Raw genomic sequence first — 14797 nt, 5'->3', positions numbered from 1 at the left:
GGACCGCTCAGGGCCGGACTGCTGACGCGCGTCCGAACCGCCGGGTAAGGTGCGATTCCATGCCACACGGCATACGGAACCGGATCTTCAACGCGGGGTCTGCCACCAGGACCCCCAGCACGGGGCGGGAGCACGGGGATGAGTGGAGCACGGCGAACGGGTGACGGCCGCGGCGGGCCGGGCAGAGTGCTGTCCGGGCTGGCCGTGGCCGTCGGCTGCGTGCTGTTCCTCGGCGGATTCATCTGGGGCGCCGTGCTCTACCAGCCGTACACCGTCCCGACGGACTCCATGGCCCCGACCATCGCCCAGGGCTCCCGGGTCCTGGCGGAGCGCATCGACGGCGACGAGGTGCGCCGCGGCGACGTCGTGGTCTTCAAGGACAAGGCCTGGGGCGACCAGCCGATGGTCAAGCGCGTCGTCGGCGTCGGCGGCGACAGGGTGGAGTGCTGCGACAAGCAGGGTCGGCTGACGGTCGACGGCGAGCCGATCGAAGAACCGTATCTGCCCGAGGGGCCGGCCTCGCCCACGACGTTCAGTGCCACCGTGCCCAAGGACAAGCTCTTCCTCCTCGGTGATCACCGCAACGACTCGCTGGACTCGCGCAAGCACCTCACCGACAGCGCCCGCGGCGCCGTGGCGCGCGACGCCGTGAGCGCCCGGGTGGACGCCACCGCCTGGCCGATGGACAACTTCGGCATGCTCGAAAAGCCCACCGGATTCACGGAGCTGCCCGGCGGCATCTCCGAGCCGGGCCCGCTGCGCCCGCTCACGATCGCCGTCCTCGCCGGAGCCGTCCTGATCCTCGGTGGCGCGGCGTACGGGCCCATCGCCCGCGTCGCGGCGCGCGGCCGGAAACCCCGGCGGACCCCGGAGGCGGTCAGTGGCTGACAGCGGCGGCGGGCAACTGCGGAAGGTGGCCCGCGTGGTCCTGCTGGACCCGCGGGACCGGATCCTGCTGCTGCACGGCTACGAACCCGACGACCCGACGTCGACCTGGTGGTTCACCCCTGGCGGCGGGCTGGAGGGCGACGAGACGCGGGAAGAGGCGGCGCGTCGGGAGCTGGTTGAGGAGACCGGTATCACCGAGGTGGAGCTGGGGCCCGTGCTGTGGCGGCGAATCTGCTCCTTCCCGTTCGCCGGGCGCCGCTGGGACCAGGATGAGTGGTACTACTTGGGGCGTACGGCGCAGACCGGCGCTCAGCTGGGCGACATCACCGAGCTGGAACAGCGCAGCGTGACCGGGTTGCGCTGGTGGACATGCGAGGAACTGGCCGCCACCCGTGAGACCGTGTACCCCACCAAGCTCGCCGCGTTGCTGCGTACGCTGCTCGACGACGGCCCCCCGGCCGCGCCCGTGGTCCTGGAGACTGAGCGTGTCTGACGCACAATGGGGGGACGCACGGCTGAAGGGGAACATGCCATGAGCGCCGAGGACCTCGAAAAGTACGAGACCGAGATGGAGCTGAAGCTCTACCGGGAGTACCGCGATGTCGTCGGACTGTTCAAATACGTGATCGAGACCGAGCGGCGCTTCTACCTCACCAACGACTACGAGATGCAGGTGCACTCGGTTCAGGGCGAGGTCTTCTTCGAGGTCTCGATGGCTGACGCCTGGGTCTGGGACATGTACCGGCCGGCCCGCTTCGTCAAGCAGGTGCGCGTGCTCACGTTCAAGGACGTGAACATCGAGGAGCTGAACAAGAGCGACCTCGACCTTCCGGGTGGCTGAGTTATCCACAAGCCGCGGCTTGTCCACCGAAAACCAGCAAGATCCCATGGGTCGGCACCGGAGCCGCAGAGTCGGTACCGGAGGTGGTGCCGATGCCACAGTCACCCGAGGGACGACCCCTCGCACCCACGACGTCACGGGCCCGAACCGCCCTCGGCCGCTACGGCGAGGACATCGCCGCACGTCGCCTGACCGGCGCCGGAATGACCGTCCTGGCCCGGAACTGGCGATGCCGCGCGGGTGAGATCGATATCGTCGCCCGCGACGGCGACGCGCTGGTCATCTGCGAGGTCAAGACCCGCAGGGCCGGGGTGTTCGAACACCCCATGGCGGCCGTCACGCCGCGCAAGGCGGAGCGGCTGCGCCGGCTCGCGGAGCGCTGGCTGGAGCAGCACGGCGGGCCGCCCCCGGGCGGTGCGCGCATCGATGTGATCGCCGTGCTGGTGCCCGGTCGCGGCGCGCCCGTCATCGAGCACGTGCGGGGGGCCGCCTGATGGGTTTCGCCCGCACCTGCTCGGTGGCCCTCGTCGGTGTCGAAGGCGTGGTCGTGGAGGTCCAGGCCGACCTCGAACCGGGCGTGGCCGCGTTCACCCTGGTCGGCCTGCCCGACAAGAGCCTGATCGAAAGCCGCGACAGGGTCCGCGCGGCCGTGCTCAACTCGGGGGCCGAGTGGCCGCAGAAGAAGCTCACGGTCGGCCTCAGCCCCGCCTCCGTTCCCAAGGGCGGCAGCGGCTTCGACCTGGCGGTGGCCTGCGCGGTACTGGGCGCGGCGGAGCGTCTCGATCCGCGCGAGCTGGCCGATCTGATGATGATCGGGGAGCTGGGCCTCGACGGCCGGGTCCGGCCCGTGCGCGGAGTCCTGCCCGCGGTGCTGGCCGCGGCCGACGCGGGGTACCGGCACGTCGTCGTGCCCGAGCAGACCGCCGCCGAAGCGGCCCTGGTGCCAGGCGTCTCCGTGCTCGGGGTACGGAGTCTGCGCCAGCTCATCGCGATCCTCACGGACGAACCGGTACCCGAGGAGGAGCGGCCGCCGGACGACGGGCGGCCCGACGCCATGCTGGCCGGACTCATGGTCCCCGGAGCCGGAGCGGGCACCGGCGTCCTCGCCGGCTCGCCCGTCGCGACCCGCCAGCCGGACATGGCCGAGGTCGCCGGCCAGCTCGCCGCCCGCAAGGCCCTGGAGGTCGCCGCGGCCGGAGGACACCACCTGCTGCTCATGGGGCCGCCGGGCGCGGGGAAGACGATGCTCGCTGAACGCCTCCCCGGCCTTCTGCCGCCCCTCACGCAGAAGGAAGCCCTGGAGGTCACCGCCGTTCACTCCGTCGCCGGAGTGCTCCCACCCGGCAAGCCGCTCGTCGACGCCCCGCCCTACTGCTCACCGCACCACTCCGCGACCATGGCCGCCCTCGTCGGCGGCGGCAACGGACTGCCCCGCCCCGGAGCGGTTTCCCTGGCGCATCGAGGAGTGCTCTTCCTCGACGAAGCGCCCGAGTTCAGCGGCAAGGCTCTGGACGCCCTGCGCCAGCCTCTGGAGTCAGGGCACGTCGTCGTCGCCCGCTCCGCGGGAATGATGCGCATGCCCGCCCGGTTCCTGCTCCTCCTCGCCGCGAATCCCTGTCCCTGCGGCCGCCACACCCAGTGGGGCGACGGCTGCGACTGCACCCCCATGGCGATCCGCCGGTACCAGGGCAGGCTCTCCGGCCCCCTGCTGGACCGGATCGACCTGCGCGTCCACGTCTCGCCCGTGTCCCGAGCCGAACTGGCCGCACCACCCGGTGGCGCGGAGAACACCGCCTCCGTCGCCGCCCGCGTGCTGGAGGCTCGTGCCCGCGCCCTCGCCCGCTACACGGAGACGCCCTGGACCACCAACAGCGACGTACCCGGCCATGAGCTGCGCACCCGCTGGTACCCCGCACCGGGTGCGCTGCGAGAGGCCGAGACAGACCTGGAGCACGGCCTGCTCACCGCGCGCGGGCTGGACCGGGTGCTGCGCGTCGCCTGGACCGTCGCGGACCTCGCCGGGCATGACAGACCCACAGCCGAGGACGTGGCCCAGGCCCTGCACCTGCGCACGGGGGTCGGGCGCAGCGTGCCGGTCGGATCGGGGGAGCGGTGATGGCGCAACAGCAGGGCCGCGGCGTCAGCGACGAGGAGCGGCTCGCACGCGCGGCGCTCACCCGGCTCGTGGAACCCGGGGACCCGGCAGTGGGGCGCTGGCTGCGCGGGCTCGGGGCCGTGGAACTGCTCCAGGCGCTCACCGGCCGGGCGGCCCCGCCGCCCGACGCGGGCCGGCGGCGGCTGGCCGGCTGCGCGCTGCGGGCCGCCGACCTCGACCCGGCGGCCGACCTCGCGACCGTCGCCCGGCTCGGCGGTACCTTCATCTGCCCCGGCGACCTGGAGTGGCCCACGCAGCTCGACGATCTGGGGGACGCCCGCCCCGTGGGGCTGTGGGCCCGGGGAACCGCCTCGCTGCGGCTGTGGGCCCTGCGCTCCGTCGCCGTCGTAGGAGCCCGAGCCTGTTCGGACTACGGGGCATATGTCGCCTCCACGCTCGGATCCGGCCTCGCCGAGCGCGGGTGGGTGGTGGTCTCAGGCGCTGCCCACGGGGTGGACGCCGCCGCGCACCGCGGGACGCTCGCGGCAGGCGGCGCGACCATCGCGGTACTGGCCTCCGGCGTCAACGTGCCCTACCCGCGCGGCCACACCGAACTCATCGAACACATCACGGAACAGGGGCTGGTGATCGCCGAGTTACCCCCCGGCGGACACCCCACCCGCGGCCGCTTCGTGTTGCGCAACCGTGTCATCGCCGCCCTCACCCGCGGCACCGTGGTCGTCGAAGCCCAGTACCGCAGCGGATCCTTGGTCACCGCCCGCCGCGCGCTCGACCTCGGGCGCGCCACCATGGGCGTGCCCGGACCGGTCACCAGCGGGCTGTCCGCGGGGGTGAACGAACTCCTGCGGGGCGAAGCCCATGTGGTGACCGACGCAGCCGATGTGGTCGAGCTGATCGGGGACATCGGCGACCTCGCGCCGGTGCGCCGAGGACCTCTCGTCGCACGCGACACGCTGCACACCGTGACGGCACGCGTCCTGGACGCGTTGTCGGCACAGGGTGGCAGCGAAACGCTCGAAGTGGCCCGGGACTCCGGGACCGGCCGCGAAGAGGCGCTGTACCGGCTTCAGGAGCTGCTCGCCCTCGGTTTCGTCGAACGGTCTGGCGACCGCTGGACGTTGGTACGGCCGGTCGGCGGCAACGGCGCCGCCCGGCGAGGCGGTCCTTAGATTTGGGGCAATCGGGTGAAAGGGTTGAGGCGATGACCGTATCCGCGCACCACCGAACCGCCATCCGCCGCTTACCGCGGCGACCGCGTGACGCTTCACGCATGGAGTCTCCGGCGGGAGCGCACCCTCACCTCCACCGCCCCTCTCTCACGGCAGAACGGCTCAAGGCGACGAATGCCCCAGCACATCTCCGGGTCTGACCGCACGGCGGCGCCGACCGCCGGTTCCGGCGGCGCCGTGCCGCACCCTGCCGCTCCCTCCCCGCTCGACGAGCTGTGGCGCTCGTACAAGGCGACCGGCGACGAACGGCTGCGGGAGCAGCTGATCCTGCACTACTCGCCGCTGGTCAAATACGTGGCGGGCCGGGTCAGCGTCGGGCTGCCGTCCAATGTCGAGCAGGCGGACTTCGTCTCCTCCGGAGTCTTCGGACTCATCGACGCCATCGAGAAGTTCGAGCCCGAGCGGGCCATCAAGTTCGAGACGTACGCGATCACCCGGATCCGGGGTGCCATGATCGACGAACTGCGGGCTCTGGACTGGATCCCGCGCTCGGTGCGGCAGAAGGCCCGCGAGGTGGAGCGTGCCTACGCGACCCTGGAGGCGGCCCTGCGCCGCACTCCCACCGAAGCCGAGGTCGCCGCGGAGATGAACATCGGCCTCGACGAACTGCACGGCGTCTTCAGCCAGTTGTCGCTCGCCAACGTGGTGGCGCTCGAGGAGCTGCTCCACGTGGGCGGCGAGGGCGGTGACCGGCTCAGCCTCATGGACACCCTGGAGGACACCGCCGCCGACAACCCCGTCGAGGTGGCCGAGGACCGGGAGCTGCGCCGACTGCTCGCCCGCGCGATCAACACCCTCCCGGACCGGGAGAAGACTGTCGTGACCCTCTACTACTACGAGGGGCTCACCCTGGCCGAAATCGGCCAGGTCCTCGGCGTCACCGAGAGCCGGGTCAGCCAGATCCACACGAAATCGGTACTCCAGCTGCGCGCGAAACTGGCCGACGTCGGACGCTGAATCGTCCCTCCAGGATCGCCCTTCGCGGGACGCCTTTCGTACAGTGGTCACGTGCCCAGGATTCGAGCGGCCTCAGTGGCCGAGCACCGGACGATGCAGCGCGGCGCCCTGCTGGACGCCGCCCGATCCCTGCTGTCCGAGGGCGGTACGGAGGCCCTGACCTTCCCCGCTCTCGCCGAGCGTACCGGCCTCGCGCGGTCCTCCGTCTACGAGTACTTCCGCTCCCGGGCGGCGGTCGTCGAGGAACTGTGCGCCGTCGACTTCCCGGTCTGGGCCGCCGAGGTCGAGGCCGCGATGGAACGCGCCGACACACCCGAGGCGAAGATCGAGGCATATGTGCGACAGCAGCTCGCGCTCGTCGGCGACCGGCGCCACCGGGCCGTCGTGGCGATCTCGGCGGGGGAGCTGGATGCCGGAGCCCGCGAGAAGATCCGCGCCGCGCACGGCGGGCTGATCGCCATGGTCGTCGAAGCGCTCAGCGGCCTCGGCCACGAGCAGCCGCGGCTGGCCGCGATGCTGCTCCAGGGGGTCGTGGACGCCGCCGTCCGTCGTATCGAGCTGGGCGCGGCGGAAGACCCGGAGCACATCACGGAGGCGGCCGTCGCCATGGCGCTCCGCGGCGTCCGCGGCTGACCCCGCCGCCCACCTGCCCGTTCCGTCCCCGCCTATGTGCCTTCGGGCGCGGTGCCCGGCGGACAGCCGCAGCCGGGCCCAGCACGAGGCGGCCGCGAGCGTGGCTACCGGGACGAGGTCCAGCCACCCGGCCGGCCGGGCGCCGGACCGGTCCCGCACAGGCGTCGAAGGCTCCGCGACGGCTTGATCCGGATGTTCCGGCTGCTCCGGCACGCCGAAGACCGGGAGCAGCCGGGAGGGGCCGCGGCGCAGCATCGACGGGGGCAGCAGTGACAGTGGATCGAGGTAGCGGTCGCCGCGTCTGAGCCCCCAATGGAGGCAGCCGGTGGAGCAGTGGAAGGGGCCCGCGGCCAGTACGCCCACCGGTTGGCCCGCGGTGACCTGCTCACCCTTCCGGACGCCGGGACGGATCGGTTCATACGTGATCCGCAGCCGCGGCCGCCCGGCTGGGGGCGCCTCCCGGCCGCCGGGCCCCGGGAAGCCGAGCACGATGGAGACCACCCCGCGCCCGGCCACCCTTCCGGCGAAGGCGACCGTTCCGGGAGCCGCGGCCCGCACGGTCTCGCCCGGGGCGGCCGCCAGATCCACGCCCCGGTGGCCGGGACCGTAGTCCGAGGCGGGAGGCTCCCAGCCCCGTAACACCGCGGGTCGCACACCGACGGGCCAGGCGCGGTCCGGGCGATCGTCGGCGACGGCCGGAGCGGCCCCGCCGAGAAGGACGAGGGACAAGATCGCCAGCACGGCCGGGATGATCGGGACGGTGGGCGCGAGGGCGCTGTGTGATCGCATGGGGGTACCGTCCCGCGCCTCGGCGGTGCGCGGGGATCTTGCCTTGGTTCTGTGGACAACGCCCCGGTTGTGGATAGCGCCGTCACCCGGCACCGCACCGGTCCCGTACACTTCTTATGGCGATCCGGGTCACCGGGTCGACTTCGCACGCCCCGCCACCGGTCCTCCGCCTTCTCGGGCAGCCCGGCGGCCGCGTCCCTCGGTCCTCGGAAGGTCCCGCCAGACCTCTCCGTGGCAGGCGCGCCGGGGCGTCAGGCGCGGCGGCCGCCCGGTCACCGCGGAACCGAGTACCTCAAGGAGTACGGCCATGGCCGTCGTCACGATGCGGGAGCTGCTGGAGAGCGGCGTCCACTTCGGGCACCAGACCCGCCGTTGGAACCCGAAGATGAAGCGCTTCATCTTCACCGAGCGCAACGGCATCTACATCATCGACCTGCTCCAGTCGCTGTCGTACATCGACCGCGCCTACGAGTTCGTCAAGGAGACCGTCGCGCACGGCGGCTCCATCATGTTCGTCGGCACCAAGAAGCAGGCGCAGGAGGCGATCGCCGAGCAGGCGACCCGCGTCGGCATGCCCTACGTCAACCAGCGCTGGCTGGGCGGCATGCTCACCAACTTCTCGACCGTCTACAAGCGCCTGCAGCGCCTGAAGGAGCTCGAGCAGATCGACTTCGAGGATGTGGCCGCCTCCGGCCTCACCAAGAAGGAGCTCCTGGTCCTCTCCCGCGAGAAGGCCAAGCTGGAGAAGACCCTCGGCGGTATCCGCGAGATGCAGAAGGTGCCGAGCGCCGTCTGGATCGTCGACACCAAGAAGGAGCACATCGCCGTCGGTGAGGCGCGCAAGCTCCGCATCCCGGTCGTCGCGATCCTCGACACCAACTGCGACCCGGACGAGGTCGACTACAAGATCCCGGGCAACGACGACGCGATCCGCTCCGTCACCCTGCTCACCCGTGTGATCGCCGACGCCGTCGCCGAGGGCCTCATCGCCCGCTCCGGCGCTGCCGAGGGCAAGGGTGAGAAGGCCGCCGGCGAGCCGCTGGCCGAGTGGGAGCGCGACCTGCTCGAGGGCGACAAGAAGGCCGACGAGGCCGAGAAGCCGGCCGAGGCCGCCGCTGAGGCCCCGGCCGCCGAGGCTCCGGCTGCCGAGGCTCCGGCCGCCGACGCCGAGCAGGCCTGACGCCCCTCACGGTCGTTGACGGCGGGGGCCCCGCGCCCCCGCCGTCCACCCGTAGGGCATCGACTTCCGATCGAGACTTCGAGACTTTCGAGAAGAGAAAAACAGACCATGGCGAACTTCACCGCCGCTGACGTCAAGAAGCTCCGTGAGCTCACCGGCGCCGGCATGATGGACTGCAAGAAGGCGCTGGACGAGGCCGAGGGCAACGTCGAGAAGGCCGTCGAGCTGCTGCGCATCAAGGGCCAGAAGGGTGTGGCCAAGCGTGAGAGCCGCACCGCCGAGAACGGTGCCGTCGTCTCCCTGATCGCCGACGACAACACCTCCGGCGTCCTGCTGGAGCTGAAGTGCGAGACCGACTTCGTCGCCAAGGGCGACAAGTTCGTGGCCGTCGCCGAGGCTCTGGCCGCCCACGCCGCCAAGACCACCCCGGCCGACCTGGAGGCCCTGCTCGCCTCCGAGATCGAGGCCGGCAAGACCGTCCAGGCGTTCGTCGACGAGGCCAACGCCACGCTGGGCGAGAAGATCGTCCTGGACCGCTTCGCGCAGTTCACCGACGGCTACGTCTCCGCGTACATGCACCGCACCAGCCCGGACCTGCCGCCGCAGGTCGGCGTCCTGGTCGAGCTGGACAAGGAGAACGCCGAGGTCGCCAAGGACATCGCGCAGCACATCGCCGCCTTCGCGCCGAAGTTCCTCTCCCGTGAGGACGTCCCGGCCGAGGTCGTCGAGAAGGAGCGCCAGGTCGCCGAGGCCACCGCGAAGGAGGAGGGCAAGCCCGAGGCTGCCCTGCCGAAGATCGTCGAGGGTCGCGTCAACGGCTTCTTCAAGGAGAACACGCTGCTCGCGCAGCCGTTCGCCAAGGACAACAAGAAGACCGTCGAGAAGGTCCTGGCCGAGGCCGGTGTCACGCTGAAGCGCTTTGCGCGCATCCGCGTCGGCGCCTGAGCCCGACAAGGGCAGCGAATGACGTGCGGCCCCGCTAGGGTCGTACGCAGCCAGCCGTCAACCGGCCGGCCGCAGATGTGACGAGGAGGCCATTGCCGCAGAGGTCGAAGACCCATCCGGCAGTGGCCTTCTTCGTATGTGCACGAGGAGATCTCCAATGAATCAGGGCGATGACGCCACACAGGCCGCCGGCGACAAGCAAGCTCATGGCGGCAGCAAACCGCGCCGGTTCCTGCTGAAGCTGTCCGGCGAGGCATTCGCCGGCGGCGGGGCGCTCGGCGTCGACCCCGACGTCGTGCACACCATGGCCCGGGAGATCGCCGCGGTCGTCCGGGACGGCGCCGAGATCGCCGTCGTCATCGGCGGTGGCAACTTCTTCCGCGGCGCCGAGCTGCAGCAGCGGGGCATGGACCGGGCGCGCTCGGACTACATGGGCATGCTCGGAACCGTCATGAACTGCCTCGCCCTCCAGGACTTCCTGGAGAAGGAGGGCATCGACTCCCGCGTCCAGACCGCCATCACCATGGGGCAGGTCGCGGAACCGTACATCCCGCTCCGTGCGGTACGGCACCTGGAGAAGGGCCGCGTCGTGATCTTCGGCGCGGGTATGGGCATGCCGTACTTCTCCACCGACACCACCGCCGCCCAGCGTGCCCTGGAGATCCACGCCGAGGCGCTCCTGATGGGGAAGAACGGCGTGGACGGGGTCTACGACTCCGACCCCAAGGCCAACCCCGACGCGGTGAAGTTCGACGCCCTGGAGTACGGCGAGGTGATCGCCCGCGACCTCAAGGTCGCCGACGCCACCGCCATCACCCTCTGCCGCGACAACAAGCTGCCGATCCTCGTCTTCGAGCTCCTCACCGAGGGCAATATCGCGCGCGCGGTGAAGGGTGAGAAGATCGGCACGCTCGTGAGCGACGAGGGCACCCGGGCCTGACAGCCTGACGCCGGCTACACAGCCCTTTACGGGGATGGACAACGGCCTGCCGGTCGGACACCGTGCAGGAGAAGACGCACGCAGGGGCGAGGCTCTGCTTACTGATAACACCAGGAGCAAGTGGTGATCGAAGAGATCCTCCTCGAGGCCGAGGAGAAGATGGAGAAGGCCGTTGTGGTCGCCAAGGAGGACTTCGCCGCGATCCGCACCGGGCGTGCGCACCCGGCGATGTTCAACAAGATCGTGGCGGACTACTACGGTGCGATGACGCCGATCAACCAGCTGGCGTCCTTCTCGGTGCCGGAACCGCGCATGGCCGTGGTGACCCCGTTCGACAAGAGCGCGCTGCGCAACATCGAGCAGGCGATCCGTGACTCGGACCTCGGCGTCAACCCGAGCAACGACGGCAGCATCATCCGCGTGGTGTTCCCGGAGCTCACCGAGCAGCGCCGCAAGGAGTTCATCAAGGTCGCCAAGGGCAAGGGCGAGGACGCGAAGATCTCGATCCGCAGCGTCCGCCGCAAGGCCAAGGAGTCCCTCGACAAGCTCGTCAAGGACAAGGAGACCGGCGAGGACGAGGTGCGCCGCGCCGAGAAGGAGCTCGACGACACCACCGCGAAGTACGTGGCCCAGGTCGACGAGCTGCTCAAGCACAAGGAAGCCGAGTTGCTTGAGGTCTGATGAACGACTCTGCCTGGGGGGCCCCGCCACGCGCCGGATACTGGGGCCCGACAGACCAAGGACTGGCCATGTCGGCGGGTCCCGCGCACAAGGTGGGCGAAGCGGCGCAGACTCGGCCCATGCCCACCGTGCCCGACGCAGGCGGAAACCAGGACGACCGTGACCAGGGGGCCGCTCGGCCGAGCGGCCCCCTGTTCCGCGACGAGCCGGAACCTGCGGGCCGGACGCACGAGCCAGCCCGGCCACCCGCCCCTGCCGCTCACCGCGACAGTGCCGCCCCGGCCCACGACCCGGTACCCGCGCCCGCGCCCGCCAAGAAGAGCGCGGGCCGCGATCTGCGGGCCGCGATAGGGGTCGGCGTCGGCCTGGGCGCGGTCATCATCGCGTCGCTGTTCATCTACAAGCCGGTCTTCCTCGGTGTGATAGCACTCGCCGTGGTCGTCGGCCTGTGGGAGCTCACCTCACGGCTCGCCGAACGCAAGGAGATCCGCGCCCCGCTGATCCCGCTGGCCGTCGGCGGCGTCGCCATGGTCATCGCCGGATACGCGCGCGGTGCCGAGGGCGCGTGGGTCGCCGTGGCGCTCACCGCGCTCGCGGTGCTCGTCTGGCGGATGACCGAGCCGCCGGAGAACTACCTGCGCGATGTGACCGCCGGCGTCTTCACGGCGTTCTACGTCCCGTTCCTCGCCACCTTCGTGGCGCTCATGCTGGCCGCCGACGACGGGCCGAAGCGGGTGGTCACCTTCCTGCTGCTGACCGTGGTCAGCGACACCGGCGCGTACGCCGTCGGCTGGCGCTTCGGCAAGCACAGGCTCGCGCCGCGCATCAGCCCCGGCAAGACGCGGGAGGGGCTGCTGGGCGCGATCGTCTTCGCCATGGCGGCGGGCGCGCTGTGCATGCAGTACCTGATCGACGACGGTGTCTGGTGGCAGGGCATGCTGCTCGGGCTCGCCGTCGCGATCAGCGCGACCCTCGGCGACCTCGGCGAGTCCATGATCAAGCGGGATCTCGGGATCAAGGACATGGGCAACCTGCTCCCCGGCCACGGCGGCATCATGGACCGGCTGGACTCGCTGCTGCCGACGGCGCCGGTGGTGTGGCTGCTGCTGGTGATCTTCGTCGGGCAGGGGTAGAACGCCGCTGAGCTGCGCGAACGTGACGGAGGGTCCCGTTATCCACAGGATGGCGGGGCCCTTCGCTCGCGTCTGCGACACTGGTACGACCATGCCGAAGCCCGGAGAACTCACTTTCGTCGCCCCGCGCGGAGCCAAGAAGCCGCCGCGGCATCTCGCCGACCTCTCGCCCGCCGAGCGCAGGGAGGCCGTCGCCGCCATCGGCGAGAAGCCGTTCCGCGCCAAGCAGCTGTCGCAGCACTACTTCGCCCGGTACGCCCACGACCCGGCGCAGTGGACCGACATCCCGGCGGCGGCCCGCGAGAAGCTGGCCAGTGAGTTGCTGCCCGACCTCATGAGCGTCGTACGGCACATCTCCTGCGACGACGACACCACGCGCAAGACCCTGTGGCGGCTCTTCGACGGCACGCTCGTCGAGTCGGTCCTGATGCGGTACCCGGACCGGGTCACCATGTGCATCAGTTCGCAGGCGGGGTGCGGCATGAACTGCCCGTTCTGCGCCACCGGCCAGGCCGGACTGGACCGGAACCTGTCCACGGCCGAGATCGTGCACCAGATCGTCGACGGGATGCGGGCCCTGCGCGACGGGGAGATCCCCGGTGGACCGGCGCGGCTGTCGAACATCGTCTTCATGGGGATGGGCGAGCCGCTGGCCAACTACAACCGCGTCGTCGGCGCCATCCGGCGGCTCACCGACCCCGAGCCGGACGGGCTGGGACTGTCGCAGCGCGGCATCACCGTCTCCACGGTCGGCCTGGTCCCGGCGATGCTGCGGTTCGCGGACGAGGGCTTCAAGTGCCGCCTCGCCGTATCGCTGCACGCGCCCGACGACGAGCTGCGCGACACCCTCGTCCCCGTGAACACCCGCTGGAAGGTCCGCGAGGTCCTCGACGCCGCCTGGGAGTACGCCGAGAAGTCCGGTCGCCGGATCTCCATCGAGTACGCGCTGATCAAGGACATCAACGACCAGGCGTGGCGGGCAGACCTGCTCGGCCGGCTCCTCAAGGGCCACCGGGTGCATGTGAACCTCATCCCGCTGAACCCGACCCCCGGGTCGAAGTGGACGGCCTCCCGTCCCGAGGACGAGAAGGCCTTCGTCGCCGCGCTGGAGGCCCATGGCGTGCCCGTGACCGTCCGGGACACCCGGGGCCAGGAGATCGACGGCGCCTGCGGGCAGCTCGCGGCCGCCGAGCGCTGAACCGAGGCCGGAACGGCCCGGCTGAGCACGGCACGACGGCTGATACTGTGCCTTCGCACAAATGAACAATCCGACAGGGGAGCGCGCACAGCGCTGAGAGTGCGGCACGGCCGCAGACCCTCGGACCTGATCCGGGTCATACCGGCGTAGGGAGTCAGCACAACCGATGAACACCAGCCTTCGGCGCGCCCTCGGGGCCGCCCTCCTCGGCGCGCTCGCCACCACCACCCTCGCCGCCTGCGGCGGCTCCGACGACAAGGGCGACGGCGGCTCCAAGTCCGTCACCCTGGTCACCCATGACTCCTTCGGCATCTCCCCTGAGGTGCAGAAGGAGTTCGAGCGGAAGAGCGGCTATCAGCTGAAGATCCTCAAGAGCGAGGACGCCGGGGTCGCCGTCAACAAGGCGGTGCTGTCCAAGGGCCACCCGGAGGGCGACGTCTTCTTCGGCGTCGACAACACGCTGCTCTCCCGCGCGCTGGACAACGACCTGTTCACCCCGTACGAGGCCAAGGGGCTGGACCGGATCCCGGCCGCGGTCCAGTTCGACCGGGACAAGCACCGCGTGACGCCGATCGACACCGGCGAGGTCTGCGTCAACTACGACAAGAAGTACTTCGCCGACAAGAAGCTGGCGCCGCCGCGGACCTTCGACGATCTCATCAAGCCCCAGTACAAGAACCTGCTGGTCACCGAGAACGCCGCCACGTCCTCGCCCGGCCTGGCCTTCCTCCTGGCCACCGCCGCCCGGTATGGGGACGACGGCTGGCGGGACTACTGGAAGAAGCTCAAGGACAACGGCGTCGAGGTGGTCGACGGCTGGAACCAGGCCTACAACGACCGGTTCTCCGGTTCCGCCGGGGGCAAGAAGGCCGGGGGCGACCGGCCGCTGGTCGTCTCCTACGCCGGCAGCCCGCCGGCCGAGGTGTACTTCGCCAAGCCGCAGCCCAAGAAGGCGCCGACCGGCGTCGCGACCGGTACCTGCTTCCGGCAGACCGAGTTCGCGGGCCTGCTCAAGGGCGCCCGGAACGAGGAGGGCGGCAAGGCCCTGCTGGACTTCCTGGTCAGCAAGCGGTTCCAGGAGGGCATCCCGCTGACCATGTTCGTCAACCCGGTCCTCAAGGGGGCCGAGCTGCCGAAGCTGTACACCGACTTCGGCGCGAAGGTGGACCACCCCGAGACCATGGCTCCCGAGAAGATCGCCGAGAACCGTGAGCCGTGGGTCAAGTCATGGTCTTCCCTGGTCCTGTAGAGACCCCTGGCGGCGGTC

15 protein-coding genes and 1 riboswitch are annotated in these 14797 nt (G+C 70.7%); all 15 genes read left to right on the top strand.

From position 1 onward, the window contains the following. The first annotated feature begins 138 nt into the window (after positions 1-138). Complete coding sequence (lepB, locus tag ACQUSR_RS08420) at positions 139-888, top strand: signal peptidase I (protein ID WP_431041931.1); 750 nt, start codon at positions 139-141, stop codon at positions 886-888. Beyond that, complete coding sequence (locus tag ACQUSR_RS08415) at positions 881-1381, top strand: NUDIX hydrolase (protein ID WP_431041930.1); 501 nt, start codon at positions 881-883, stop codon at positions 1379-1381. Before lepB ends, ACQUSR_RS08415 begins: the two co-directional genes overlap by 8 nt. 39 nt (positions 1382-1420) lie before the next feature. Then, positions 1421-1729 (top strand): DUF2469 domain-containing protein, encoded by a 309-nt coding sequence (locus tag ACQUSR_RS08410; RefSeq protein ID WP_009714730.1) that lies wholly within the window; start codon positions 1421-1423, stop codon positions 1727-1729. Positions 1730-1821: 92 nt separating this feature from the next. After that, positions 1822-2223: a YraN family protein gene (locus ACQUSR_RS08405; protein WP_431041929.1), complete on the top strand. Its 402-nt coding sequence runs from the start codon at positions 1822-1824 to the stop codon at positions 2221-2223. Next, on the top strand, positions 2223-3845 hold the full coding sequence (locus tag ACQUSR_RS08400; protein WP_431041928.1) for a YifB family Mg chelatase-like AAA ATPase: 1623 nt from the start codon (positions 2223-2225) through the stop codon (positions 3843-3845). The genes ACQUSR_RS08405 and ACQUSR_RS08400 overlap by 1 nt, the downstream gene beginning before the upstream one ends. Next, the gene (dprA, locus tag ACQUSR_RS08395; protein ID WP_431041927.1) at positions 3845-5014 is read left to right on the top strand and encodes a DNA-processing protein DprA; all 1170 of its coding nucleotides are present in this window, start codon (positions 3845-3847) and stop codon (positions 5012-5014) included. Before ACQUSR_RS08400 ends, dprA begins: the two co-directional genes overlap by 1 nt. 174 nt (positions 5015-5188) lie before the next feature. Further along, entirely contained in the window at positions 5189-6031 is an 843-nt protein-coding gene (gene whiG, locus ACQUSR_RS08390) for an RNA polymerase sigma factor WhiG (protein ID WP_431041926.1), read from the top strand. A gap of 93 nt (positions 6032-6124) precedes the next feature. Next, entirely contained in the window at positions 6125-6664 is a 540-nt protein-coding gene (locus ACQUSR_RS08385) for a TetR/AcrR family transcriptional regulator (RefSeq protein ID WP_431047449.1), read from the top strand. 1096 nt (positions 6665-7760) lie between these two features. Beyond that, positions 7761-8633: a 30S ribosomal protein S2 gene (rpsB, locus tag ACQUSR_RS08380; protein ID WP_431041925.1), complete on the top strand. Its 873-nt coding sequence runs from the start codon at positions 7761-7763 to the stop codon at positions 8631-8633. A 108-nt stretch (positions 8634-8741) separates the two neighbouring features. Next, positions 8742-9578, top strand: coding sequence for a translation elongation factor Ts (tsf, locus tag ACQUSR_RS08375; RefSeq protein ID WP_431041924.1), 837 nt, complete (start codon positions 8742-8744; stop codon positions 9576-9578). Between the two features lie 157 nt (positions 9579-9735). Next, positions 9736-10518: a UMP kinase gene (gene pyrH / locus ACQUSR_RS08370; protein ID WP_431041923.1), complete on the top strand. Its 783-nt coding sequence runs from the start codon at positions 9736-9738 to the stop codon at positions 10516-10518. Positions 10519-10641: 123 nt separating this feature from the next. After that, positions 10642-11199, top strand: a complete 558-nt coding sequence (frr, locus tag ACQUSR_RS08365) for a ribosome recycling factor (RefSeq protein ID WP_431041922.1) — start codon at positions 10642-10644, stop codon at positions 11197-11199. After that, on the top strand, positions 11199-12332 hold the full coding sequence (locus ACQUSR_RS08360; protein ID WP_431041921.1) for a phosphatidate cytidylyltransferase: 1134 nt from the start codon (positions 11199-11201) through the stop codon (positions 12330-12332). Before frr ends, ACQUSR_RS08360 begins: the two co-directional genes overlap by 1 nt. 91 nt (positions 12333-12423) lie before the next feature. Beyond that, on the top strand, positions 12424-13530 hold the full coding sequence (gene rlmN, locus ACQUSR_RS08355) for a 23S rRNA (adenine(2503)-C(2))-methyltransferase RlmN (RefSeq protein ID WP_304464209.1): 1107 nt from the start codon (positions 12424-12426) through the stop codon (positions 13528-13530). A 65-nt stretch (positions 13531-13595) separates the two neighbouring features. Continuing rightward, a riboswitch (TPP riboswitch) is annotated at positions 13596-13700 on the top strand. Beyond that, positions 13697-14779, top strand: coding sequence for a thiamine ABC transporter substrate-binding protein (locus ACQUSR_RS08350; RefSeq protein ID WP_431041920.1), 1083 nt, complete (start codon positions 13697-13699; stop codon positions 14777-14779). It overlaps the preceding riboswitch by 4 nt. Positions 14780-14797 lie beyond the last annotated feature (18 nt).

The organism is Streptomyces sp. P1-3, from assembly GCF_050613155.1.
In the GTDB taxonomy this organism is placed as follows: domain Bacteria; phylum Actinomycetota; class Actinomycetes; order Streptomycetales; family Streptomycetaceae; genus Streptomyces.
This window is presented reverse-complemented; position numbering and strand designations above follow the sequence as displayed.